This is a genomic window from Cobetia sp. 29-18-1, assembly GCF_029846405.1.
Lineage (GTDB): Bacteria > Pseudomonadota > Gammaproteobacteria > Pseudomonadales > Halomonadaceae > Cobetia > Cobetia amphilecti.
In genome coordinates this window covers 384,356-409,780 of sequence record NZ_JARWKS010000001.1, presented here as the reverse complement: position 1 = coordinate 409,780, position 25,425 = coordinate 384,356, and the positions used below count along the sequence as shown (strand labels likewise).

Sequence of the window (25,425 nt, the reverse complement as noted above, 5' to 3'; positions counted from 1 at the left end):
TCGTGTGTCTGGCGTTCAAGCGCTTTCTACGTCGCTCAGCGTCAGCGACTCAGCCAAACGTCAGCGACTCAGCCAAACGTCAGCGACTCAGCCAAACGTCAGCAGCTCAAGTCAGAAGCCAGCCAATCCGGCTTGCGGCGCGCGGTCGCGGTGCGATCGACCGCCCCGCTCTCGGCCTGCTCCTGCCCTGGCTCTTCCTGGCTCAGCGGCAACTCACCACCGAGGCTGGCGACCAGCTCGCCTTCGCGGAATACCACCAGCTGCCCCGGCAGCAGGCGCTGCCATTGCTCGTTGTCGGTCAGCGGATCGGTGGCGATCACCGAGACCACATCGGCATCGGTGGTGTGCTGCTGGAAGTCGACGCTCATCTCGAAGTCGGTGAGGCTCGCCTGCCCGAAGGGCGCGCGGCGCGTGATGTGCGCCAGCTTGGTGGAGCAGTAGGCGTAGAGATGCACGCCATCGGAGAGCAGCAGATTGAAGACGCCAAGCCCGCGCAGACGCTCGCACTGGGCGTGCAGATGCCGCCACAGGTCTTCGCACCGCGCCGGCGGATTCGGGAAGGCGCGCCGGATCTCGCCGAGCAGGAAGCAGGCGGCGTGCTCGCTGTCCGTGCTGCCCACCGGGCGATAGTACGGCAGGGGCAGTGCCTGCCAGTCCGCCAGCTGACCGTTGTGGGCATAGCACCACTGACGGCCCCACAGCTCGCGCGTGAACGGGTGGGTATTGGCCAGCGTCACCTGGCCGACATTGGCCTGGCGAATATGGCTGATGACCATCTGCGACTTGATCGGATAGTCGAGAATCATGCGCGCGATGGGCGAATCCACCGACGGATGCGGGTCACGGAATTCGCGATAACCGCCCTCTTCATAGAAGGCGATTCCCCAACCATCGCGGTGCGGACCAGTACCCCCGCCTCGCTGCAGAAAACCGGCGAAGCTGAAGCAGATATCGGTCGGCACATTGGCACTCATGCCGAGCAGTTCACACATGGGGTTCCTCCCGCTGAGTCGGCTTGCGCGTCATGCGACGCACCAACATGATCACTACCAGCAGGCCGATCACACCGGCCACGGCGTAGGCGATCATGCGGCTTTGCGGTGATTCTGCCTCACGCTGGGCAAAGTCCGAAGCTCCTTCGAACCACTGACTGATCAACGCAGGCACCTTGTCGATGGGCAGGCGGCCCTTCATCAGCAGATCATTGAGGTCTTCCTTCTCCTCCACCGCCTGATCCAGGCCCTGAATCTCACCGAAGGACTCACCCTCGATGGGCGAGCGATCCAGATTGGCGGCACGCCGCGCCGCATTCTCGTTGAGGGTATAGGGCGCCAGATCGATCACCCGCGAGCTCCCGCCCAGTGCGATGCGCGCGCTGATCTGCACATCGGCACTGACGTCACGCTCCAGCGGCGGCAGTTCGATACGCCAGCGACTCTCGCCCGCTTCCGCCACGCTCAACGGCTCGCCCTGCAGCGTCGCGTCCAGCTGGGTATTGGCGGTATTGAGCAGCGGATGACGCGCACTGACCTCCAGCGCGCTCGGCGGCGTCGCATTCTGCGCATTGCCACCGATCGGCTCGACCAGCAGCGGGTCGACCACACTGGTGCGCTGGCTCAACTGACGTGCAAAGGGCGCGCCATCGCGCTGGCCCTCGATGGTCAGCGTCAGGCGAGCGCCACCCGGTTGCTGCGGCGGCGGCATGTTGACGCTGAACTGCGCACCGTCACGCTCAAGACCGCGCTGCTGGGCGCTGGTCACGGCTGCCGTTTCTGCTGACATGCCACCCTCGTCTTCCGGCACCAGACGCGCATTGCCGTCCAGCGTCGCCAGAAAGTCCTGCTCAGCGACATCACGTGCACCGTCGACCAGCGAGGCTGAAAGGGAATAGCCAAAGCCGCGATACAGCGTGGCCGGCAGCGGGCGCGACACCAGCGCCAGGTCTGACACCACGGTGATGCGGCTGTCGACACCCACCTGCCCTTCGATACGCCACTGTCCGGCCTCGGGGTCGGTCACGGTGATCAGGTCATAGCGCGGCTGATGCTCCCAGCGCACGTCCTCGGGCAACGACGCCTTGTCGGCCAGCGAATAGCGCTGACCATCGGGTGCGATCAATACCGGCGCGCTGTCATCGGGGCCATGGAAGACCAGCGCCGTGAATTCCTCGACGCTGCCATCGATGGTGAAGTGCTTGTCCTCGAGCGGCACCAGCTCGCCGGGCACGATACGGTCGAGCGCCCCAAGGAAGGCACGCAGCAGGTCTTCCGGGGTCTCGGCGACCGTCGCCAGCCCGCCGGTGCCATCGGCGACTTGCTGCAGCAGATCGATATCGGCATTGCGCGACAGCGCGACGGTATGCACCGTGATGTTGTGCGCCGCCAGCTGTGGCGTCAGCTCATCGGTGATGCGCTGACGCGAGGCGCTGTCCGAGGCGGCCTTCTCGCTGCTCGGCTCACGCAGGTCGACCATGCCATCGGAGAGCAGAATGACCTGACGCGGCCCCTGGCCATCGATGCTCGCATCGGCGCCTTCGGCGGCGGCACGCAGGCCCGCCTCGAGGTCGGTGTACTGCTCGTAATCGTCCAGCCGCCCTTCCAGCCCGCGGGCCGCCTGTTTCCAGCCCGCATCGACCGCGCCCAGTGCCAGCAGGGGCTGCACCTGCTCACCGAAGCCCCACAGCCCCGCACGCGAGCGCTCCGGCAGCAAGGTGACCAGCAGGTCGAGCGCACTGGCGCGCAGATTGGTCGGGTCGTTGTGCTTCATGCTGCCGGAGACATCGATCGCCATGCGCAGGTCAGGCGCAATGTCGCGTGCCGAGCCACTGCTTGCATTCACGTCACTCGCGACATCGCGGGCCACGAACGGCATCTGCTCAGCCTGTTCGCTTGACGACTCATCTACCGGCTCACTCACCGACTCACTCCTCGGCTCGCTGGCCGAGGCGTTGGCCGCTGACGATGCCTGCTCGGCGAAGGCCGAGGGCGACGCGAGGCTGATGCCCGCCAGCATCAGGGCAGCCAGCCAGCGCGCCCCCGCTCCCTTCGCTAGAGGGCCGGATGAAGAGCCGGACGCAAGCCCTGGTGAACGGACTGGCTCAAGAGACGAAGTGACAGCTACATCACGGGGCATGACAGATCCTTAGTCCACGCTCGGACAATGCACGGCTGGCGCTGATCGAACGACGCTCGATCAGAGCGACGGTTCCTGACGGTCACGGCCTGCGCGGGTACGCGCCGACGCACGAGCCGGGGTGCCACGTTTCTCGCTACGCAAGCTGGCGCCAGCGGCGTGGCCCTCGCGCACTTCCTCTTCCTCCTGCTCGTGGGCATGAGGCTGGCGGCGCTGCTGGGCGGCGCGGCGACGCTGTTCACGCCCGCGTCCCAGCCACCAGATCACCAGGCCCAGCACCACGCCGGCCCCGATGCCCAGTACCAGCATGCCGAAGGCCGAGGCCATGCCACCACCATCCTTCTGCACCACGCTGACGGCAAAGGCCACGATGGCTGGTGCAAGGCCGGTATAGGCATCTTCCGCGACGCTGGCCGTGACGTGAAAACTGGTCGGCACGGCGATCATGCCGGCGATACCGCCGACGAGGATCCAGCGCAGGAAACGCGGCAGTATTCGCACCGCCATATAGCCGGTAAACAGCACTACCGCCGCCAGGCCAAAATAGATCAGCCACATCTGCGGCAGCGAATCGGAAATCATCATGCCCTTCACTCCTGTCATAACATCCTGTCGAGACTGACATTCTGAGGGGTGCCTGTCCTGTGCAGAAGCAGCCGGCACCTCAGTTCAGCCATCGAGTCATCCCATCATCGGAGCCACACGTTGCGTGGCACCAGAGGCTGCGCATTCATCTCTCACGGCGGCGATGCCTCCCATGAGGCAAGGGCTTGCGCACGCTGTGGGACAGGCTCAATGTTACACTCCATGCCCGCCCGACACACTCGAGCACCCCACTTTCAAGAGGTAGCCATGCCCGATAGCCCCGTCCAGCGCCATTATCGTGCCGATGACCCCGAATGGCACTGGCTTGAAGAACGCGACACGCCAGAGGTCACCACCTTTCTGACGGCGGCCAACGCCGAGAGTGATCGCTGGTTCGCCCCGCTCGCACCACTGAGCGACGCCCTCTATCACGGCCATCTTGCGCGCCGTGAACTGGCCGTCTCAAGCCTGGCCGAGGCACTGGATCACTACGTCTATTGGAGCGAGACCGCCGCCGACGCCGACTATCCGGTCTGGTGGCGCCATGCGATCGGCGCCGACCCCGCCGATACCCGCCAGCACGAATGCCTGCTGGACCTGCAGAGCCTGTCGCGCCATCACGATTTCGTCGAGCTGGGCGATATGGCCATCTCCCCGGATGAACAGCAACTGGCATGGACTCTGGACACCAGCGGCGACGAGGTGTTCAGCCTGCGTCTTGCAACACTGAACGCGGCGAATGGCGACTCACGCAACGCCGGCCACGATGACGAGTGTCTGCTGGAGGATATCGGGCCGGACCTGGTGTGGGCCGAGGACGGCCAGCACCTGCTGTTCACGCGCTATGACAGCACCCAGCGCCCCTTCGAGATCTGGTGTCTGAATGTCGCTAGCCGCGCCGAGACGCTGCTCTATCGCGAGGAAGACAGCGAATTCTGGGTCGGCATGGGCAAGACCCGCTCACGCGCTTGGCTGATTCTGGAAACCGCCTCCAAGGACACCAGCGAGACCTGGTTGCTCAAGGCCGACACCCCGCTGGGTGAGATGCGCCTGGTGCGCGCCCGCGAGACCGGTGTCGAGTACGGCGTCGATCACCGCCCCGGCCACTTCTATGTGCTGCACAACAGGCAAGCGCCGCACTTCCAGCTCGATATCGCCTCCGAGCATGCGCCCGGCGACTGGCAGCCGCTGATCGCCACCCGCGATGAAGCGACGCTGGAAGGCGTCGAGGCCTTCAGCTGGGGGCTGATGGTCGATGAACGCGACCACCGTCAGGCACAGGCCTGGCTGCGGGTGATCGAATTCGAGGGCACGGCACCGACACAAACGATCTGCCGCGACGAGCGCCTGGCGATGCCGGAGCAACCGCTGAGCCAGGGGCTGGGTGACTGCCCGCATTTCGATGCTCGCCGCCTGCGCATCCGCGAGGAAAGCTTCACCACGCCGCCGAGCTGGATCGAGCTGGACCTCGACACGGGTGAGCGCCGCCTGCTCAAGCGTCAGACCGTGCATGGCGATCTCGCGCCCGAGCAGCTGATCAGCCGCCGCCTGTGGGCGACCTCCGACGATGGTGAGCAGGTGCCGGTCTCGGTGGTCATGCGGCGCGACCTGTGTGATGACGCAGGCCACCCTCACGCCCCGCTGCCGGTATTGCTCTACGGCTATGGCGCCTACGGCGAGACGCTGGACCCCTGGTTCTCGATCGCCCGCCTGGAACTGCTGACGCGCGGCGTCGCCTTCGCGGTCGCCCACGTGCGTGGCGGCGGGGACCGTGGCGAGCCCTGGTATCTGGCCGGCAAACTGGAGCACAAGGAAAACAGCTTCAACGACTTCCTCGCCGCGCGTGATGCGCTGGTCGAGCAAGGCGTCGGGGCCGCGGATCGCATCGCCGCCTACGGTGCCAGCGCCGGTGGTCTGCTGGTCGGCGCCAGCCTCAACAAGCGTCCCGAGGCCTTCTGCGCCGCGGTGCTCGATGTGCCCTTCGTCGATGTGCTGCGCACCATGGAAAATCCGGAGCTGCCGCTGACCACCGCGGAATACACCGAGTGGGGCAACCCGCACGAGAACGAGGCGCGGCGTCGCATCCGCGCCTATTCGCCGCTGGACAACCTGAGTGCCGCGCCCTATCCGCCGCTGTTCCTGCAGGGCAGCTGGCATGACACCCGCGTGCCCTACTGGGAGCCGGCCAAGCTGTATGCGCGTCTGCGCCAGATGGACTGCACGCCGCATCCGGTCCTGCTGCGCACCGACATGAGCTCCGGACACGGCGGTGCCTCGGGTCGCTTCAAGGCGTGGCGTGACAATGCGCGTCAGGACGCCTTCCTGCTGTGGGCGCTGGGCGTGTGCGAGAAAGCCGACGGCAATGAGGCCACGCGCGACGACGACTGAGGTGCCTGTGCTTGCGTGTCTTTCGCACAGCGCTGTGACTGTCGGAAAGCACCCTGACGGCCGCATACGACAAGGCCCCCGCCGGTTACCCGGCGGGGGCCTTGATGTTTTCGTCAGCTCAAAGGGTCACTACTGACCTGACGAAGGGTGCAGCATGACTGACTCAGCGCGGATCGAGCTTGGCCAGCTTGGTGGCGATACGATCACCATAATCGGCATCCGCCTGACGGAAGTGCGCGATCATCTTGTCCTGGACCACATGGCTGACGCCTACCATGGTGCCGGCGATGACGTCGGTGATGCGCGTCTTCTGGCCTTCATCGAACAGACGATAGAGGTTGCCGGCCTGGCTGTAGTTATCCTCATCGCTGTTGTCGTGATAGCCCATCCAGGCGTTCTGCTCCAGCGGCATCGCCGGCTCGGCGACGGTAGCGTCCGGCACCGGGGCGCCCTGATCGGCACGCTCGTTGGGGTAGAAGTTGGTGCGTGAGTACTGGCCACCTTCCTTCGTTTCTCCCGGTACACCCTGACCGACCTGGCCGCCCAGCGGGCCGCCACCGTGACCGGTGACCGGGCACATGCCCGCCATCACGCCATCACGCTGGTAGTGGTTGACCGGGCAGACCGGACGGTTGACCGGCAGCTGCTCGGCGTTGGCACCGACACGGTAGCGGTGTGCATCGGCGTAGGCCCACAGACGAGCCTGCAGCACGCGGTCCGGGGAGGCGCCGATACCCGGCACGAAGTTGGACGGCGAGAAGACGGACTGTTCGACTTCCGCGAAGTAGTTCTCCGGGTTGCGATTGAGCTCCATCTTGCCGACTTCCATCAGCGGGAAGTCACCGTGCGGCCACACCTTGGTCAGATCGAACGGGTTGATGTGGTAGTCACGTGCCTGGGCTTCGGTCATCACCTGCAGGTTGACGGTCCAGCTCGGACGCTCGCCACGCTCGAGGCGGGTGAACATGTCGTGCTGGTGGAAGTCCGGAGCGACCTGCGCCGCTTGATCGTCGGTCAGCGTCTCGTGGCCCTGGTCGGTCTTGAAGTGCCACTTGACCCAGACACGCTCGCCCTTGTCGTTCCACAGGCTCAGCGTGTGCGAGCTGTAGCCGTTCATGGTGGTCAGCGACTTCGGGATACCGCGGTCGGACATCAGGATGGTGACCTGATGCAGCGCCTGCGGATGGTTGGCCCAGAATTCCCAACGATTCTGCCAGTCGACCATGTTGGTGCGCGGGTCTTTCTTCTGGGTGTGGATGAAGTCAGGGAACTTGGACGGCTCGCGGATGAAGAACACCGGCGTGTTGTTGCCGACCATGTCCCAGTTGCCATCCTCGGTGTAGAACTTCAAGGAGAAGCCGCGCACGTCGCGAGTGTTGTCGCCGCTGTCCTGGCCACCGGCCACGGTGGAGAAACGCGCCAGCAACGGGGTCTGCTTGCCGACGCCCTGCAGGAAGCGGGCGATGGTCAGGTCAGACAGGTCACGGGTCAGGGTGAAGGTGCCGTAGGCGGCGACGCCACGGGCGTGGACGACACGCTCAGGGATGCGTTCACGGTTGAAGTGCGCCAGCTTCTCGAACAGACGCCAGTTGTCGAAGGTCAGTGAACCATTCGGGCCCGCTGTCTGGCTGATGTCATCGTGAGGCACCGGGGCGCCGTTACCTGTGGTATAGCGTGGAGTCTGGGACATGTAGACGTTCTCCTGTCAGGTAGAAAAAAGCGCTATCAAACTCGACTGGCAAGGCCAGATGCTGCTGATGTCACATTTTCATGCGCTGCTTGATGTGAAAGCCTGCAGCCCATTGTCGAATCGGGTCGGGGCCGATGCCTGCCCGGCATGTGCTGGCTTGTGACCCCTTGATGCCTGCTTACCTTACGCACCTGGTGCTTCTAGCGATAATCAATTACCAGCATGCCTTCGATAATCAGCCCCTATCACTGAGCCTATCAACCGCTCTCAGCGGCGTGAACCGCAGGACGGCACTCAATCCGGCGGTATCACCAACCCTGTTTTCACCTTTCTTCGCTACCCCATCTTCACGTCCGGAAATGACCGCATCATGACCATGAAAAAGCCCCCTGACCTTTGCAGGTCAGGGGGCTTGGTGAGTTACATCATACCTTGTGGGGCGTCAGCACCTCATGCCGGCATCTGGTTGGCACGCGCATCACGCGACCACACACGGTGAGCCATCAGGGCATCACGCAGCGGCAGGCTGGCGGCGAGCACATCATCCACCAGGATGACGCCCTCCTCGACCGGCACGCGAGCGGCGGCCAGCAGCTCCTTGCCTTCGCAGATCGCCACGATGGGCTTCAGGTGCTTGTAGGCTTCCTGGACATAATAGAGCCCCAGGCCCGAGCCGCTCAGCGCCTCGACGCTGCCCACGCCGCCAGCGACGACGACGGCATCCACCGTCACGGACGGCAGGCCATTGAGCATCGCATCCGGCGACAGCATGGTGCCGTCTCCGGGCTTGATCGGCGCCATGCTCGGGGCGATCAACAGCCCTTCGGCACCCTCGGCGGCCAGCTGCTCCTTGATCGAGCGAACATCTTCCATGGCGACGCCATCGGCGGCCAGGATCGCGACCTTGCGGGTGGCGATGGAGTCCGGCAGGCGCGTCATCAGGCTCAGTGCCGGGTCGCTGTCGACCTGGCTGGTGCCCAGTTCACCGTCCGGCGCGGGCTTGCTGGTCGGTGTCTCGATGCCGTGATTCTCACCGACGCGACGTGCCAGCTCCAGATCAATGTTGGGCAGGATCTCGGTGATCACCCGCTCACGGATCCACGGACGCTCGACCTTGGAAAGCTCGAAGGTGTAGGCCGCGATGATGTGTTCCTTCTCCACGTCAGTCTGGCTGTTCCAGAACAGGGTGGCCTGGGAATAGTGATCCCCGAAGGAGGCGCTGCGCGCACGCACCTTGTGCGCCTCGATGCGCTCATGATACGGCTCGAAACCTCCATGGGCGTCCTGGGACGGCGGTGTCTCGGCCGGCCAGCCACCATCGATGGAGTTCGGCTCGTAGGACGCCTGCCCCGTGTTGATGGTCTGACGATGCTGGGCATCGCGCTGGTTGTTGTGGAACGGGCACACCGGCTGGTTGATGGGAATCTCGTGGAAGTTCGGCCCACCAAGACGCAGCATCTGGGTATCCAGATAGGAGAACAGACGCCCCTGCAGCAGCGGGTCATTGGAGAAGTCGATCCCCGGCACGATGTTGGCCGGATTGAAGGCGACCTGCTCGGTCTCGGCGAAGTAGTTGTCCGGATTGCGGTCCAGCACCATCTTGCCGATCGGCACCACCGGCACCAGCGATTCGGGGATCAACTTGGTCGGATCGAGGATATCGAAGTCGAAGCTGTGCTCGTCCTTCTCCTCGACCACCTGGATGCCCAGCTCCCACTCCAGCGGCGCACCGCTCTTGATGTCATCCCACATCATGCGACGGTTGAAGTCCGGGTCACGTCCCCACAGCTTCTGGGCTTCATCCCAGATCAGCGAGCAGGTACCGGCCACCGGCTTCCAGTGGAACTTGACGAAGCGCGACACGCCTTCACGGTCGATCAGACGGAAGGTATGCACACCGAAGCCTTCCATGTTGCGGTAATGGCGCGGGAAGGCGCGGTCCGACATGGTCCACAGCACGGTGTGAGTGGTTTCCGGCATCAGTGACACGAAGTCCCAGAAGGTATCGTGGGCTGACTGGCCCTGGGGAATCTCGTTGTGCGGCTCCGGCTTCACGGCGTGCACGAAGTCAGGAAACTTCATCGCGTCCTGGATGAAGAACACCGGGATGTCATTGCCGACCAGGTCCCAGTTGCCGTCATCGGTGTAGAACTTGGTCGCGAAGCCACGCACGTCACGTACCGTGTCGTTGGAGCCACGCGAGCCCTGCACGGTCGAGAAGCGCACGAACACCGGCGTCTTCTTGGACGGGTCGCTGAACACGCCGGCCTTGGAATACCTGGCGGCATTGTCGTAGGCCTGAAAATACCCGTGCGCGGCCGCGCCACGCGCGTGAACGATACGCTCAGGAATACGTTCATTGTCGAAGTGGTTCATCTTCTCACGGAAGATGAAATCTTCCATCAGGGTCGGACCGCGTTCCCCCGCCTTCAGCGAGTTGTGGTTGTCCGCGATGCGCAGCCCCTGGTTGGTGCGCAGGTCATGCCCTTCGGCGTCGGCGCGATAGGTCTCCAGCGCCTCGTCCTTGGCATGGCCATCACCGGCATTGGGCTTGGTGTCGTGCGGCCCATTGCGGTTGGGATGGGTATAGGGGTTCTCTCCCTCTGCCGAGCGATTCTGACCCTCGTGATAGGGGCACTTCGCGCTGTCGGCATTCGACTGGGAAGAAGGTGCTGAATCGTGCTCATTGCTCGCCATGCTCAAACGCTCCTGTTTTCGCTAGATCCGCAACGCGCCACTAGTGTGACGCTGAAGGATGATTCGGCCTTGCCGCCTCTTGCCGGCGTACTGCTTGTCCAGGTACTGCTTCTCAAAGCACTTCTTGTCCAAGTACTTGTGATCAAAGTACTTCTCGAACAAGGCACCTCTCGGCGCCGTGACAGATCACCGGGCAGTCAGGTGCCCCGGGTGACAAGAGGCGTTGCTGCGGCGGGTGTCTACATCGAATCCATCCAGACACCCGCAGGGGACTTCACTTGCTGTTGACGACTGCACTTGCTGCTTGCACGCCTGACGGGGCTCGACACCGCGCCGTCAGGCCTTGGACTTGACCTTCGAGACGATCCACAGCAACACCACCGCCCCCACGACCGAGACGACCAGCGAGCCGATGATGCCGGTGGAGGCCAGCCCCAGCAGCTTGAAGATGACGCTGCCCAGCAAGCCGCCGACGACACCGACGACGATGTTGCCAAGAATGCCGAAGCTGCCGCCGCGCATGATGTTGCCTGCGATCCAGCCGGCCAGACCACCGATGATCAACCCGAGAATGATACCCATCTGCTGTCTCCTTCCTTGCTGATGTACAGGCGCTTGGCGCCGCTGTACAAGTCTTGGAGACGACGTCACACAATTAAAAGGGGGCGATCTTTCATTTGTCAGAATGAGGAGCCGGGCTGGCCCAGGAAGGCGATTTCTTCCGGCGTGGACTCGCGACCGAGAATCGCATTGCGATGCGGGTAGCGGCCGAATCTACGCACGATGTCCGCATGCAGATGCTCATAGCGCAGGGTGTGCTCGAGACCGGGGCGTGCGAACAATTGTTCGGCGTGTTCATGGATGCGCAACGATTCGCTGTGCATCCACGGCATGATCGCGAAGGGCTGCCAGGCCAGCGGAAGGCGATCCAGGTCGCCCAGCGCGACGGCCTGCTGGGAGAGCGCGAGTGCCAGGTTGTCGCCACTGAAGGCGCGCGGAGTATCGCGATGGATATTGCGCGCGAACTGGTCCAGCAGCAGGATTTCCGCCAGCCGCCCACCGATACTCGCCCGCCACTCCCACAGCTCACAGACGAGCGCCTGCTCGAGCCGCGCGGCGAATCGCTCACGCAGCTGGCCATCGAGGGCATCGCTCTTGCGAAACCAGTCCTTGGGCGTCAGCTGAGTGAACCAGTAATCGAGCACCTGCCGTGCCTGGGGATGGCTGTCCGCGATCAGCGTGGCGGCGTCAGGTTGCGGGGATTCCGAGGGGCTTGAAGGGGGCATGGAGGGGGGCATCGAAGGTGTCCTTGCGTGGAGTCGGGAAGAAAGCCGCGAGACAGGCCTGGCTGAGCGCACCACCTTGCACTGCGAGTGCCGGGCCTGAGCGGCGCGGGGCGATCATGGTTCTGACACCGGATCTTCATCTTGAGCGTGGAAAGTAGCCTCTCCCATCAGCGCTGTCAGCCTTTGCGGCATGTCCCGCGCTGGCTGGTGCACTGATGTCACTTGTGTTGCCACTTATGTTGCCACTCTCTATCTCAACCTGACGCCAGACCGTTACAAGGAAGCCCGTCATGTCCCGCCGTCTGTCTGATCTGCTGCCTTTGCGTTCCTCTCGCAAGTCCCACGCCGCTCAAACCACCCCCACATCCCCCGCTTCACCAAGTGCTGCGCCAGCCGGCAATGGTGCTGCGCCAGTCACCCCCGCAGGCGCCCCGTCACGGATGGACCGCCGCCAGCTGCTGGGGCGCGGCCTGCAAGGTGCCGGGGTCGGGCTGCTGGCGACCACAGGCCTGCTCGGCGCTCCCGCCATCGTGATGGCCGAAGGACGGCGCCCACGCATGCCCTCCGGCGTGATGAGCGGCGACGTGACCGCCAGCCGCGCCATGCTGTGGAGCCAGAGCGACAAGCCGGCACGCATGCTGATCGAACTGGCCGACAATCCCGAGATGCGCGGCGCCTTCCAGATGCGTGGCCCGGTGGCCCTACCGACGGACGGCCTGACCAGCAAGCTCGACCTGACCCGCATCGGCACTCGCGCCAACGCCAGCGGCGAGGTCTTCTACCGGGTGCGCTACGCGGCGCTGGATGACCACCGCGCCATCAGCGAGGCCACCGCCGGTCGCCTGGTATTGCCGCCGAGCGTGCAGGCACCGCGTGCGCTGCGTTTCGTGTGGTCCGGTGACACCGTCGGCCAGGGCTGGGGCATCAACCCGGACTTCGGTGGCCTGCGCCTCTACGAGACCATGCGTCAGGTCAAGCCGGACTTCTTCCTGCACTCCGGCGATACCATCTATGCCGATGGCCCGCTCGAGGAGAGCGTCACCCAGCACGACGGCAGCCTGTGGCGCAATATCGTCACGCCCGCCAAGTCCAAGGTGGCAGAAACGCTGGACGAGTATCGTGGCCAGTACGCCTACAACCTGATGGACGAGAACCTGCGTCGCTTCAATGCCGAAGTGCCGATGTTCGCCCAGTGGGACGACCACGAGACCACCAACAACTGGTACCCGGGCGAGATTCTCGAGGATGATCGCTACACCGAGAAGAATCTCGACGTGCTGTCCGCCAATGCGCGTCGCGCCTTCCTCGAGAACATGCCGCTGCGCACCGGCCCAGCCGCGCCGGAGCGCATCCACCGCAACTTCAGCTTCGGGCCGGGGCTCGAGATGTTCATGCTCGACATGCGCAGCTTCCGCGGTGCCAATTCAGCCAACCGCCAGACGGGACGTGGTCCACAGACCGACTTCCTGGGTCGCGATCAGCTGGCATGGCTCAAGCAGTCGCTCAAGGCCAGCACCGCCACCTGGAAGGTCATCGCCTCCGACATGCCGATCGGGCTGCTGGTGCGTGACGGCGACAATTTCGAGAACGGCGCCAATGGCGATGGCGAGGCGCTGGGACGCGAGCAGGAGATTGCCGAACTGCTCAAGTTCGTGCGCGATCACGACATCCAGAATCTGGTCTGGCTGACCGCCGACGTGCACTACACCGCCGCGCACCACTACTCGCCCGAGCGCGCCGTCTTCAAGGACTTCACGCCGTTCTGGGAATTCGTCAGCGGCCCGATCCACGCCGGCACCTTCGGTCCCGGTGAGCTGGACAACACCTTCGGGCCGAAACTCGAATTCGTGAAGGCACCGCCTGAGGGGCGGGCCAACATGTCGCCCAGTGAGGGCTTCCAGTTCTTCGGCCAGGTGGATCTCGACCCCGAGAGCGAAGCGCTGACCGTGACGCTGAAGGACATCCACGGCGCCTCGCTCTACCAGCAGGTGCTGACCCCCGCCGGCGCCGGCGTCTGACAGCGGTGTCTGTTTCTGCCACTCGCTTCTGATGTCGGCATGTGGCACTCGCTGCTGACTATCGGCTTCTGACACCGACTTCCGATACCAGCTTCTGACAACGACAACGCCCCGCCTCCTGCTGTCGATCGACACGCAAGAGTCGGGGCGTTCTGCTCATGGCGGCAGGTCGACAGCCGCCATCGGGCTATGTCTGCATGAATCAGACAATTGCAGAAAAATGTCAGACAAATTGTCAATGGTGAGGGTCAGGCATTTCTTTGACACTGATCGGCACGCTAGATGTCGGTCGCTGACAGCGTGTCTCGTGGTACCGCGCGCCAACGGTGAGGCATGTTCTGCAGACGATGGGCAGCTGAGCAAGCAGGCCTCCGAGCCCTGTTGTTCAACAAGGATAATGCCATGAACGCCCTCACCCTGAGCTCCTTCGTGTTCTTCACGGGGCTGGTCGCCGTGATCACCTGGTGGCTGACCCGTCGTGACGACCATCAACATTCCACCGGCTATTTCCTCGCCGGACGCAGTCTGACCTTCCCGATCATCGCAGGCTCCCTGCTGATGACCAATCTCTCCACCGAGCAGATGGTGGGCCTCAACGGCGCCGCCTTCAACGACGGCCTCTCCGTGATGGCCTGGGAAGTGGTGGCCGTGGTCTCGCTGGTCGCGATGGCCATGTTCTTCCTGCCACGCTTCCTCAAGAGCGGTATCACCACCCTGCCGGAATTGCTCGGGTTACGGTTTGATCGCACCACCCAGCTGCTGGCCAACCTGATCTTCATGCTGGCCTACGCGATCATCCTGCTACCAGGGATTCTCTATACCGGTGCACTAGGCCTGATGGGCGTGCTCGACCTGCGCGCCCTGACCGGCATCGACTCGCAGATGGTGCTGCTGACCGGTACCGTGATCTCCGTCGGCATCGCCGGTGCCATCTATGCCCTCTTCGGTGGCCTGCGCTCCATCGCCATTTCCGACACCTTGAACGGCATCGGTCTGCTGATCGGCGGCATGATCATCGTCTACTTCGGGCTGGACCGTGTCGGCGACGGCAATGGCATTCTCGCCGGCTGGGAGACGCTCAAGGAGACCCATCCGGAGAAACTCAATTCGCTGGGCGGTGATGACCAGTCAGTGCCGGTCTCGACCCTGTTCACCGGGGTGCTGCTGCTCAACATGTTCTACTGGTGTACCAACCAGCAGATCATCCAGCGCACCTTCGCCGCCAAGACCCTCGCCGAGGGCCAGAAGGGCGTGCTGCTGACTGGCGCCCTCAAGCTGCTGGGCCCGCTGTATCTGGTGCTGCCGGGCATCATCGCCTTCCAGCTCTACGCCGGTGACGGCATCAAGGCCGATGCCGCCTATGGCCGGCTGGTCTTCGATGTGCTGCCCGCCCCACTGACCGGCTTCTTCGCCGCGGCGATGGTCGGCGCGATCCTGTCGTCCTTCAACTCGGCACTCAACTCCACCGCCACCCTGTTCAGTCTCGATGTCTACAAGGCACGCATTAATCGCGATGCCAGTGATGAACGCGTAGTGGTGATCTCCAAGCGTGCGGGCTGGATCATGGCCGCCGCCGCGATGACCATCGCCCCACTGCTGGCGGGGCAGGAAAGCCTGTTCGTCTATGTTCAGAAAGTGAACTCCATCTACTACATTCCACTGCTATCAGTCATTGTGGTCGGACTGATGTCCAAGCGCGTGCCGGCCATCGCCGCCAACCTGGCGCTGGTGCTCGGCTGCGTGATCATCGGTTTATTCTACTTCGTGCCGCCATTAGCAGAACTGGTCGAGGCGATTCATAACTTCCATTTCGTATCTGTGGTACTTCTCCTTTTGATCGCTCTCATGCTGGTGATCGGCAAGCTGTCACCGCGCGCCGAACCCTGGATCCAGCAGGACGTCGGTGCCATCGACATGACGCCCTGGGCCGGCACGCGTATCGCCAGCATCATTCTGCTGGTGCTGGTGATGGCGATCTATCTGGCCTTCGCCGGCTGATCGCTCCCCTCGTACAGCGCGACTGCACGCCACTTGTCATTGTCATCGTCATCGTCATCGTCATGACATCACGACATGAGCGTATGACATGAGTGCACGACATGAGCACGCCAGCGCCCCGTCATCTTCACCGATGGCGGGGCGCTGGCGTCTCTGATTGAGCATGAAGGATGACCCGCAATGCGTGGTGAAAGCCGCGACATGCGTCTTTTTACGACACTGCGATCAAGACCTGATACCAGAGACTGAGAAGCAATGACCGCCTGTTCATTCTCAACGCTCAGTCGACGCCGACCACACCCCGAAACCTACGTATGTTCTACAAATGGCGGATAGCGAGAAATCGGGAGATACCTACACTAGCGCCAGTCTTGCCGTGAATGTTACCGGTGAGTCTCTTCACGGACGATGACACAGATTGCTGTGTGCATTGCATCGCCACGGCTGAATCGGCGTCGAATCGCCACCCGGGCCACCTGCCCACCGCCTCATGATTCGCCGCCGCGCGCCTAAAGGAATCCTCCCCCATGCATGCCTTGACACTTGTTTCTTTCGTGTTCTTTACCGGCCTGGTCGCTGCCTTGACCTGGTGGTGGACACACCGCGATGACACCTCGCATTCCACCGGCTATTTCCTCGCCGGACGCAGCCTGACCTTCCCGCTGATCGCGGGTTCCCTGTTGATGACCAACCTGTCCACCGAACAGATGGTCGGCCTGAATGGCGCCGCCTTCACCGATGGTCTGTCGGTGATGGCCTGGGAAGTCATGGCGGTACTGGCCATGGTGGTGATGGCGATGTTCTTCCTGCCACGCTTCCTCAAGAGTGGCATCACCACCCTGCCCGAGCTGCTGGCCTTGCGCTATGGCCGCAGCACCGAGCTGATCACCAACCTGATCTTCCTGTTCGCCTATGCGGTGATCCTGCTGCCGATCATCCTCTACTCCGGTGCCATCGGCCTGCAGGGCATGCTGGATCTGCCGTCGCTGACCGGCATCAGCTCGCCCAATGCGCTGCTGTGGATGACCATCTGGGTGGTCGGCATCATCGGCGCCATCTATGCCCTGTTCGGCGGCATGCGCTCCATCGCCATCTCCGACACCTTGAACGGCGTGGGCCTGTTGATCGGCGGCATGCTGATCGTCTATTTCGGCCTCGACGCCGTCAGTGATGGCCAGGGCGTGATGGCCGGCTGGGACACGCTGACCGCCGCCAATCCGGAGAAATTCAACTCCATGGGCGGTGAAGACCAGTCGGTGCCCTTCTCGACCCTGTTCACCGGCGTGATGATCATCAACTTCTTCTACTGGTGTACCAACCAGCAGATCATCCAGCGCACCTTCGCCGCCAAGACCCTCGCCGAGGGCCAGAAAGGCGTGCTGCTGACCGGTGCCCTCAAGCTGCTGGGCCCGCTGTATCTGGTGATTCCCGGCATCATCGCCTATCACCTCTACGCCTCTTCCGGCGTCAAGGCCGACAGCGCCTACGGCCAGCTGGTCTTCGATGTGCTGCCCGCACCGCTGACCGGCTTCTTCGCCGCGGCGATGGTCGGCGCGATCCTGTCGTCCTTCAACTCGGCGCTGAACGCCACCACCACGCTGTTCTCCACCGGTATCTACAAGGCGCATCTGCGTCGTGATGCCAGCGACGAGGAAGTGGTCAAGGTCTCCAAGGGCTTCGGCTGGGTGCTGGCGATCGCCTCCATGACCCTCGCGCCGCTGCTGGCCGGTCAGGAAAGTCTGTTCGGTTACCTGCAGAAGATGAATGCCATCTACTTCATCCCGATCTTCGCCGTGGTGCTGATGGGGCTGCTGACGCGTCGCGTGCCGACCATCGCCGCCAACCTGGCACTGCTGATCGGTTGCAGCGTGATCGGGGTGGTCTACTTCGTGCCGGCCTTCTCCGGCGTGCTCGACGTGATCCACGAGTTCCACTTCGTCGGTCTAGTGTTCGTGCTGCTGATCGCGATGATGCTGATCATCGGCAAGCTGGCACCGCGTGACGAGCCGTGGATCCAGCAGGATGTCGGTGCCATCGACATGACGCCCTGGAAAGGCGCCAAGGTCTGTGCACTGTTGCTGGTCGTGCTGGTGATCGCCATCTATCTGGCCTTCATCTGACGCCTGAAAGTCGCCGCTTCAAAACGACAAATCGTCATCAATTGAGTATCACGCCCCGCGCTGCCCTCTCGGACACGCGGGGCGTGTGCATTTCAGGCATGCTGGACTGCATGTTCCCTGAAGAGGTCGCCCATGCCCTGCTTACCCTATCGACAGTTAAAGGGGCTGTTTCCCTCGCTGAGGGGTCCTTTCTTTTCCTCGCTGAGGGCGCCTTGGGCGCTCAAGGCGCTGGGCATCGCCCTGCTGCTGTCCAGTCTGGCCGTCGTCAGCCCGAGCCAGGCCGCCGAGCGCTGGCAGCGGGCCGCTGTGCTGACGGACAGCTTCATGGAAGTGGCACTCAAGCGTGAATACCAACCCGGCAGCAGCGCCTCGCTGGTGCGCTGGCAGGCACCCATCAAGGTGCGGGTCGATTCACAGCTGGGCAATTCGCGCATGCAGCGCCAGATGAGCGAGGTCCAGTTTCGTCATCTGGCCGCCATCACCGGCCAGCCGCTGAGTTTCGTGTCCTCCGCCCGAAAGGCCAACCTGCGCATCGCCTTCATCGCCCGGGACCACATGACGCGCGAGGCCGCCGCCTACGTCGGCAAGCAGCAGGCCGCCACCCCGGGCATGCGCAAGGCACTGCGTGAAGGCGTATGCCTGACGCTGTTCAAGACCGGGCCGGATCACGCCATCGCCAGCGGCCTGATCCTGATTCCCGCGGACTATGCCCGCCAGAAGGCGCGTCTGGTGGACTGCGTCGTCGAGGAGAGCGCCCAGTTGATGGGGCTACCCAATGATTCGGACAGGGTCTTCCCCTCCATCTTCAGTGACGTCACGGTGGATACCTGGCTGAGCCCGCTGGATTACGTGCTGCTCAAGATGCTGTATGCCCCGGAACTTTCCCCCGGCATGTCAGCCGCGCAAGTCCGCGCTGCGCTGCCTGCGGTCATCCAGCGTCTTGCCGAGCAGGGCGAGCTGTCACACGCCATCCGCCGCGTGCGCCAGGGCAGCCTGCGGGAATGGGCGGGAGACTAGGCTCACCGAGAGCGCAATTCTAGGCATGGAGTTGGAACGCCTGAGCGGAGCACAGGCATAATCAGATCAGGCGCGCCGGGCGCCGACATCCGACGGAGCTGCGCCTTCATGCCACTATCTTCTCCCGCTGCCGACCGGGCACGCCTGCCCTTGGCCGTCACGCTGCTGTCGCTGTGTCAGGCCTTGCTGGTCAGCGGCAACATCCTGCTGATCGCGGTCTCACCGCTGATCGGTGCCCAGCTGGCCTCGAGCAGCTGGTCGACCGCGCCGGTCGCCACCCAGTGGCTGGGCCTGATGTGCGCCACCATTCCCGCCTCGTTGATCACCGCCCGTCTCGGGCGGCGGCGCGGCTTCGTGCTCGGCAATCTGTGCGGGTTGGCTGGCGCGGGGCTGGCCGTGCTGGCGCTGCATCTGCAGCATTTCGGACTGTTCCTGCTTGCCACCTGGCTGGTGGGCATCGGTATCGGCTTCGGCCAGCTGTATCGCTTCGCCGCGATGGAGGCTGCCCCGGAAGAGCAGCGTGAACGCGCCATCGGGCTGGTGATGGGCGGTGGCGTGCTGGCGGCCTTCTTCGGGCCCTGGCTTGCACGCACCAGTCATGCATTGGCCGACACGCCCTTCCTGGGCAGCTTCATCGGACTGGGGGCGCTCTATCTGCTGGCGCTGTTGCTGCTGGCCTTCATCCGCCTGCCCCGCGAAGGCAACGCCCGGTCAGCCGACCATGATGCAGCGGCGCCTGCACGCCCACTGGGCGTGATCCTGCGTCAACCGACCTTCCTGCTGGCCGTGCTCAGCGCGATGGTCGGCTACGGGGTGATGAATCTGGCGATGACGGCCACACCGCTGGCCATGGCCCATGCCGGACACGGCTTCGATCATGTCGCCACCACCATTCAATGGCACGTGGTCGCCATGTTCCTGCCGTCCTTCTTCACCGGGCGGCTGGTCGCCCGCTTCGGGGCGGGCACCATGATCGTGACCGGCTGCGGCTTTCTGCTGGCAAGCCTTGCCACCGCGCAGCTGCTGGCCGCCGACTACCTGACGGGAACCCAGGGGTTCTTCCTCGGTCTCATCCTGCTCGGCATCGGTTGGAACTTCACCTTCTTGCCCGCCACCACGCTGCTGACCCGCTGCCATCGCCCCAACGAGAAGGCCCGCACCCAGGCCGCCAACGAGTTCCTCGTCTTCACCACCGGGGCGGTGACGGCGCTGCTGGCCGGCCCCCTGGTCAGTACGCTGGGCTGGGCGCTGCTCAACTTGCTGCTGATCCCCGCCTGCCTGCTGCCCATCGCCCTGCTGGCGTGGCGTCAGCTTGCCTTGCGCGCCGATCGCCCGCAGATAGAGGGATGATGGCGAGCCGTGCGGCGCACGCTGACAAGTCCCGACCATCACCCAGCTCATCATCAGCTGCCAGGACGCCATCACGTCGCGCCGCCGCCCCGCCCCCACTGACAGGGAATTCCTGATGTTCAACACCATGACCCGCAACGCCCGCCAGCTTGCCCGCGATGTGGGCCGCGAAGCACATGACCTGCTGGAACGCGGTCTCGACCGCCAGCTGCGGCTCGCCGTCACGGGCCTGTCCGGCGCCGGCAAGACCGCCTTTCTCGTCTCGCTGATCGAGCAGCTGCGCCATGCCGGACTCGGCGCGCGTCTGGAACTGCTGCCTGCTGCACGCGATGGCCGCCTGCTCGGCGCGGAACGCGTCAGCCAGCCGGACCTCTCCATTCCGCGCTTTCCGCTGGAAGCCGGCTTGCGTTCGCTGTCCGGCCAGCATTCACCCCACGGCCCCGAATGGCCGACGCCGACCCGCAGCATCAGCGAGCTGCGTCTCAAGATCGGCTTTCGCCCCACCTCGCGCGCCGCGCGCATGCTCGACAGCCAGCGCGCCACCCTGACGCTGGACCTGATCGACTATCCCGGCGAATGGCTGCTGGACCTGCCGATGCTGGAGCAGGACTTCAGCGGCTGGAGCAGCGAGTGCGAGACCCAACTGGCCGACGGGCGTGGCGACTGGGCGCATGACTGGATGGCGGCCATCGAGGGCCTGACACCGGACAGTGAGGTGGATGAAGACCGCCTCGCCGAGATCGCGAGCCTCTATACCGACTATCTGCACGCCGCACGTCGCAAGGGTGGCTTCGTCGACCTGACACCGGGCCGTTTCCTGCTGCCCGGCGAGCTGGACGAAGCGCCGGTGCTGCAGTTCTTCCCGCTGCCGGGACTCGGTGACTGGACACCCGACGCGCTGGCCGCCCTGCCGGAAGCCAGCCTGTATCGCACCCTCGCACGCCGCTTCGATCACTATCGCCGCCGCGTGGTGCGCCCCTTCTATCACGACCACTTCCGGCGCTTTGACCGCCAGATCGTGCTGATCGACGTGCTGGGCGCGCTGAATGCCGGCCCGGCGCCATTCCGCGACCTGAGCCGTGCGCTGGACAAGCTGTTCGACAGCTTCGCCTATGGCCGCCGTCATCTGCTGGCGCGCCTGATGGATCGCCGCATCGACCGCCTGGCCATCGCCGCCACCAAGGCCGACCACGTCACGCCAGAGCAGCATGGCGCGATGCGCGACCTGCTCGAGCAGCTGCTGGCGGACCCGCTCAAGCGCCTGCGCTATCGTGATGTGCCGCTCAAGGCCTTCACCATCGCCGCCATCCGTGCCAGCGAGGCGCGTGAGGTGGTCGAGAATGGTCAGCGTCATCCGGCGCTGGCGGGACAACTGCTCGGCGAGCACGAGAGGGCGAGCGACTCGGATACGCAAGGCGCCGGCCGCGAGTCCGTGCTGCTGTTCCCGGGCGAGGTGCCCTCACGGCTGCCCGACCCGAATTTCTGGGCCGAAAGCCGCTTCGACTTCCCCCACTTCGCGCCGCCGAAGATCGACGGCAATGCGCCACCTCACATTCGCATGGACGCCGTGCTCGACTGGCTGCTGGGAGACCACCTGAAATGACCACCGAATCCCGCCATCCGCGCCCGGGCAAACGCTTCACGAGCCCCGACTCTGCCGACTCAGCGCAGGCCGATGCCGTCTCGACCACCTATGCAGAGCGCCCCACCGAGAGCGCATCAGAGAGCGCGGCAGAGGCCCTGCGCGGTGCGCGTCACTTCTCGCCGGAGATGGAAAGCCAGCCCCTGGCGGCGGCCGAGCCGGAACCCGCCACGCCGGGACTCGATGCGACGCTGAGCGCCCGGCCACGTCATCGCGGCCTCAAATGGCTGCTGCTCGGCACCCTGACACTCGGGGGTGTCGAAGCCGGTCATGCGCTCTATCAGGCGGCCATGGGCGGTGACCTGATCGCCGGCGCCTGGGGCCTGCTGGGCCTTGGCGCCATCTGGCTCGGCGCCCGCGCGCTGGGCAAGGAGCTCTTCAGGCTGCGTCACCTGCGCAAGCACGTCGCGCTGCGCGCCGAGCTGGAAGAACATCAGCAGGATGACTTTGGTCAGGAGAGCTTTGGTCAAAGGGGTTTTGGCCAGAAAAGCTTTGGCCAGCGCGGTGATGCGCTGGCCACGCCTGACGAGGACGCGGGCAAGGCAGGCGGCAAAGCCGACAGCCAGCAGGAAGACCTTCTCGAACAGCTGCGCCGTCAGATGAAGCTCGGCGATGATGATGCCGGCGTGCGCGCCTGGCGCGCCGCCTGTGAAGCGCATCACTCCCCGTCGGAGCGCCGCGAGCTGTTCGCCTTCCACGTGCTGGGGCCGCGGGACCGTGAGGCGCGGCGTCTGATCTCGCGCATGAGTGGCGAGACGGCGGTGATGGTAGCGGTCTCGCCGCTGACCTGGGTCGACATGAGTCTGGTGGCCTGGCGCGGGCTGCGCATGATGGAGCGCCTGTCGCGCCTCTACGGGCTGGAGCTGGGCTATGCCAGCCGCCTGCGGCTGTTCAAGGAGGTACTGGCGTCGATGGCCTTCGCCGGTGCCAGCGAACTGGCCGCCGAGGCCAGCATGGACCTGCTGTCGATGAATCTGGCCGGCCGGCTCTCCACCAAGGCCGGTCAGGGGCTGGGCAGCGGCCTGATGAACGCACGTCTCGGCCTGCGAGCCATGCGCCTGCTGCGCCCCATCCCCTTCCATGCCGAGGAGGTACCACGTATCGGTGAGCTGCGCGCGGAGCTGTTCTCGCGCATGCGCAAGGCCGACAAGGGCGAGGACGACGCGAGCTGAGCAGGCCGCGCGCCCCCTTGCCACTGCCTTGAAAACAAGACGCGCGCCTCTGATTGCTGGCCATTCGGCCTTCAGGGCGCGCGTCTTTCGTGAGTCATCTCACCTTCGATGGTTTCAGCCTTCGAGGATTTCAGCCTTCGCTGGCGATGCCGGCCTCCAGCCACTTCATCACGCGCAGTGCCTCATGAGGCGAGGTCGGATTGCCGCCCTGGCCGCGAATGCAGTCGCGCAGCCCCGCATACCAGGCCGGATAGTCGCCATCGCGGCCCTGATGGGTGCCGCCTACCAGCACCTGCTCGCCCTCGGCGCCGTCCGGGTCGGCCTCCAGCACGGTCAACATTCCGGGACGCGCATCCCGCCCCCACTGGCGCGCCTGGCGCTCCTGCGGGTCACGCGAGGGCCAGTCACCGGCCTTGAGGCAATCCTCCTGAGGGTCGAGCCCGAATACCACATAGCTGCCACGGGTGCCGTGCGCGGCGAAGCGTGCCGTCGGCGCCGCCGTCAGTGCACTGGCGTGCAGCTCCACCACCAGACCGGGGTGCCTTGGATGGTGGGAATAATCGAGCACGGCGTGGAAGAAATCATCGGTCACCGCGCCCTCGCGCTGGGCACGACGCGTGAGCTGGATGGCGCCCGGTTCACCGAACAGGCGCAGCGCCTGATCCAGCAGGTGCGGGCCGAGGTCATACCACAGGCCGCTGCCGGGCAGTGCCTGCTCACGCCAGCGGTTCGGCACCGTCGGGCGGAAGCGGTCGAAGTGGGATTCCAGATGCGCGATGCGCCCCAGCGTGCCGTCGTTGATCAATTCCGCCAGCGTCAGGAAGTCGGCATCGAAGCGCCGATTGTGAAATACCGCCAGCACCCGGCCGGCCTGCTCGGCCTGGCGGGTCAGGGCCTCGCCTTCTTCAAGCGTCACCGTGAAGGGCTTGTCGACGACCACATGCTTGCCTGCCGCCAGCGCCGCAGAGGCCAGCGGGGCGTGGGTCTCGTTGGGCGTCGCGATGATGATCAGGTCGATGTCGTCACGCGCAAGCAAGGCCTCCGGGGTGGCCTCCACCTCCAATTGCGGACGCTCGGCCCTGACGACCTCGGGCCGCGAGGTGGACAGCGCCACCAACGCCAGCCCGTCCGTGGCCTCGATCAAGGGCGCGTGGAAGGTGCGCACCGCCATGCCATAACCGATCAGCCCGACCCGGATCGCGCTCTCGGAAGGGAAGGCGGCGCCGTGCCATGCGGCGGTGTCGCTGTGATCATCAGTGGCGGGGTGGGCTATGCGGCTCATCGGGCATCCTTGTCGTTGGCGCAATCTTGAGGGAGTCGTGCCTGGCAGCGCCATCCTAGCAAGGCTCCCGTGCCACAGACAGAGATGACAGCCGCCTTTAATGCTTGTCCATCGCAGACTTCATCCCGCGAGCGAGTCGCCGCGTAATGCCCGCCACCGAACAGCATTCCCCTTGAAGTCACGTGGCTCAGCCCGCAGACATTGCTGTACCAGGAGAGGCGTGGCAATGAGTGGCAAATCACTCGCCAGCCGCCTCGCCATTTGATTCGCGAAGGAGCAGACAGCATGCGCAAGACGCTCATCATCGGTGCCAACGGCAAGATCGGTCGTCAACTCTGCGAGAAGGCTCAGACCGCCGGCGAACCCGTCGTGGCGATGATCCGCTCGACCGAGCAGCAGGGCTGGTTCCATGAACGCAGCATCCCGACGGTTCTGGGCGATCTGGAAGGCGAGATGCGCCAGGCCTTCTATGGCTGCGATCAGGCGGTGTTCGTCGCGGGCTCCGGCCCGAATACCGGCCCGGACAAGACACTGACCATCGACCTGCACGGTGCGATGCGCACCGCGGAGCTGGCCGCCGAATTCGGGCTGTCGCGCGTGATCCAGGTCAGCTCGATCCGCTCCGAGACACCGCTGGCCGGTCCGGCGGCGATGCGCCCCTACTTCGCGGCCAAGAAGGCAGCCGACCTGTGCCTCGCCGAGAGTGGCCTGCGTCACGTCATCGTCAAGCCCGGCCGTCTCACCAACGAGAGCGGCAGCGGCAAGCTGACACAAAGTGCCGATGACTCCGACGAGATGCAGGTCTCGCGCGCCAATGTCGCCGAGTTCCTGCTTGGCTTGATCAAGGCCCGCGAGATCGGTGGCCGTCATCGCAAGGCGCCCATCTTCACCCTGTTCGACGGTGATACGCCGGTTTCGGGTCTGCTGAACGCCACGACGACCGCCGACTGAGCGCGCACCCGAACCTGTGGCAAAGTGCACCGGCAGGCCGCTTTCACCAGGCTTGCCCGCGCTTGACCTGCCGCTCATCCACGCCTGCGCGCAGCCC

The 25,425-nt window shown here is 64.6% G+C and carries 17 protein-coding genes; 9 read left to right on the top strand and 8 right to left on the bottom strand.

All coding sequences use genetic code 11. The annotated features are described in order from the left end of the window. Positions 1 to 98: 98 nt before the first annotated feature. From QD208_RS01640 to QD208_RS01630, 3 genes are read right to left on the bottom strand one after another with little or no spacing between them, the layout of a single operon-like run. Entirely contained in the window at positions 99 to 992 is an 894-nt protein-coding gene (locus tag QD208_RS01640) for a class II glutamine amidotransferase (RefSeq protein WP_225347544.1), read from the bottom strand. Next, positions 985 to 3,132 carry a VWA domain-containing protein gene (locus tag QD208_RS01635; protein ID WP_279835415.1) on the bottom strand — a complete coding sequence of 716 codons (2,148 nt, stop codon included), beginning with the start codon at positions 3,130 to 3,132 and terminating at the stop codon, positions 985 to 987. Before QD208_RS01635 ends, QD208_RS01640 begins: the two co-directional genes overlap by 8 nt. A gap of 60 nt (positions 3,133 to 3,192) precedes the next feature. Continuing rightward, positions 3,193 to 3,717: a hypothetical protein gene (locus QD208_RS01630; RefSeq protein WP_279835414.1), complete on the bottom strand. Its 525-nt coding sequence runs from the start codon at positions 3,715 to 3,717 to the stop codon at positions 3,193 to 3,195. Between the two features lie 267 nt (positions 3,718 to 3,984). On the opposite strand from QD208_RS01630, the gene QD208_RS01625 reads away from it, so the two are divergent. Continuing rightward, a complete protein-coding gene (locus QD208_RS01625) occupies positions 3,985 to 6,105 on the top strand; it encodes a prolyl oligopeptidase family serine peptidase (protein ID WP_279835413.1) in 2,121 nt (706 codons plus the stop codon). A 163-nt stretch (positions 6,106 to 6,268) separates the two neighbouring features. Here QD208_RS01625 and QD208_RS01620 read toward each other — a convergent pair whose 3' ends face one another. The 4 genes from QD208_RS01620 to QD208_RS01605 all read right to left on the bottom strand — a co-directional run bounded on the left by QD208_RS01620 (position 6,269) and on the right by QD208_RS01605 (position 11,790). Continuing rightward, positions 6,269 to 7,795 (bottom strand): catalase, encoded by a 1,527-nt coding sequence (locus QD208_RS01620; RefSeq protein WP_153635106.1) that lies wholly within the window; start codon positions 7,793 to 7,795, stop codon positions 6,269 to 6,271. A gap of 450 nt (positions 7,796 to 8,245) precedes the next feature. Continuing rightward, the gene (katE, locus tag QD208_RS01615) at positions 8,246 to 10,492 is read right to left on the bottom strand and encodes a catalase HPII (protein ID WP_279835412.1); all 2,247 of its coding nucleotides are present in this window, start codon (positions 10,490 to 10,492) and stop codon (positions 8,246 to 8,248) included. 336 nt (positions 10,493 to 10,828) lie between these two features. Then, positions 10,829 to 11,074, bottom strand: coding sequence for a GlsB/YeaQ/YmgE family stress response membrane protein (locus tag QD208_RS01610; protein ID WP_043333988.1), 246 nt, complete (start codon positions 11,072 to 11,074; stop codon positions 10,829 to 10,831). Positions 11,075 to 11,172: 98 nt separating this feature from the next. Further along, positions 11,173 to 11,790, bottom strand: coding sequence for a DUF924 domain-containing protein (locus QD208_RS01605; protein WP_279835411.1), 618 nt, complete (start codon positions 11,788 to 11,790; stop codon positions 11,173 to 11,175). A gap of 428 nt (positions 11,791 to 12,218) precedes the next feature. Between QD208_RS01605 and QD208_RS01600 the strand changes: the two genes are divergently transcribed. The 7 genes from QD208_RS01600 to QD208_RS01570 all read left to right on the top strand — a co-directional run bounded on the left by QD208_RS01600 (position 12,219) and on the right by QD208_RS01570 (position 23,095). Further along, positions 12,219 to 13,796 carry an alkaline phosphatase D family protein gene (locus tag QD208_RS01600; RefSeq protein WP_279835410.1) on the top strand — a complete coding sequence of 526 codons (1,578 nt, stop codon included), beginning with the start codon at positions 12,219 to 12,221 and terminating at the stop codon, positions 13,794 to 13,796. Positions 13,797 to 14,198: 402 nt separating this feature from the next. Beyond that, complete coding sequence (locus QD208_RS01595; RefSeq protein WP_279835409.1) at positions 14,199 to 15,794, top strand: solute:sodium symporter family transporter; 1,596 nt, start codon at positions 14,199 to 14,201, stop codon at positions 15,792 to 15,794. Positions 15,795 to 16,321: 527 nt separating this feature from the next. Continuing rightward, on the top strand, positions 16,322 to 17,914 hold the full coding sequence (locus tag QD208_RS01590; protein WP_054555381.1) for a solute:sodium symporter family transporter: 1,593 nt from the start codon (positions 16,322 to 16,324) through the stop codon (positions 17,912 to 17,914). Positions 17,915 to 18,046: 132 nt separating this feature from the next. Continuing rightward, positions 18,047 to 18,931, top strand: a complete 885-nt coding sequence (locus tag QD208_RS01585) for a DUF2927 domain-containing protein (protein WP_279835408.1) — start codon at positions 18,047 to 18,049, stop codon at positions 18,929 to 18,931. Between the two features lie 144 nt (positions 18,932 to 19,075). Continuing rightward, positions 19,076 to 20,281: an MFS transporter gene (locus tag QD208_RS01580; RefSeq protein WP_279835462.1), complete on the top strand. Its 1,206-nt coding sequence runs from the start codon at positions 19,076 to 19,078 to the stop codon at positions 20,279 to 20,281. 115 nt (positions 20,282 to 20,396) lie between these two features. Then, on the top strand, positions 20,397 to 21,884 hold the full coding sequence (locus tag QD208_RS01575; RefSeq protein WP_279835407.1) for a YcjX family protein: 1,488 nt from the start codon (positions 20,397 to 20,399) through the stop codon (positions 21,882 to 21,884). Continuing rightward, the gene (locus QD208_RS01570; protein WP_279835405.1) at positions 21,881 to 23,095 is read left to right on the top strand and encodes a TIGR01620 family protein; all 1,215 of its coding nucleotides are present in this window, start codon (positions 21,881 to 21,883) and stop codon (positions 23,093 to 23,095) included. Before QD208_RS01575 ends, QD208_RS01570 begins: the two co-directional genes overlap by 4 nt. 130 nt (positions 23,096 to 23,225) lie before the next feature. On the opposite strand, the gene QD208_RS01565 is transcribed toward QD208_RS01570, so the two are convergent. After that, entirely contained in the window at positions 23,226 to 24,377 is a 1,152-nt protein-coding gene (locus tag QD208_RS01565) for an oxidoreductase (protein ID WP_279835403.1), read from the bottom strand. A 285-nt stretch (positions 24,378 to 24,662) separates the two neighbouring features. Between QD208_RS01565 and QD208_RS01560 the strand changes: the two genes are divergently transcribed. Beyond that, on the top strand, positions 24,663 to 25,328 hold the full coding sequence (locus QD208_RS01560; protein WP_279835401.1) for an SDR family oxidoreductase: 666 nt from the start codon (positions 24,663 to 24,665) through the stop codon (positions 25,326 to 25,328). The last annotated feature ends 97 nt before the right edge of the window (positions 25,329 to 25,425 follow it).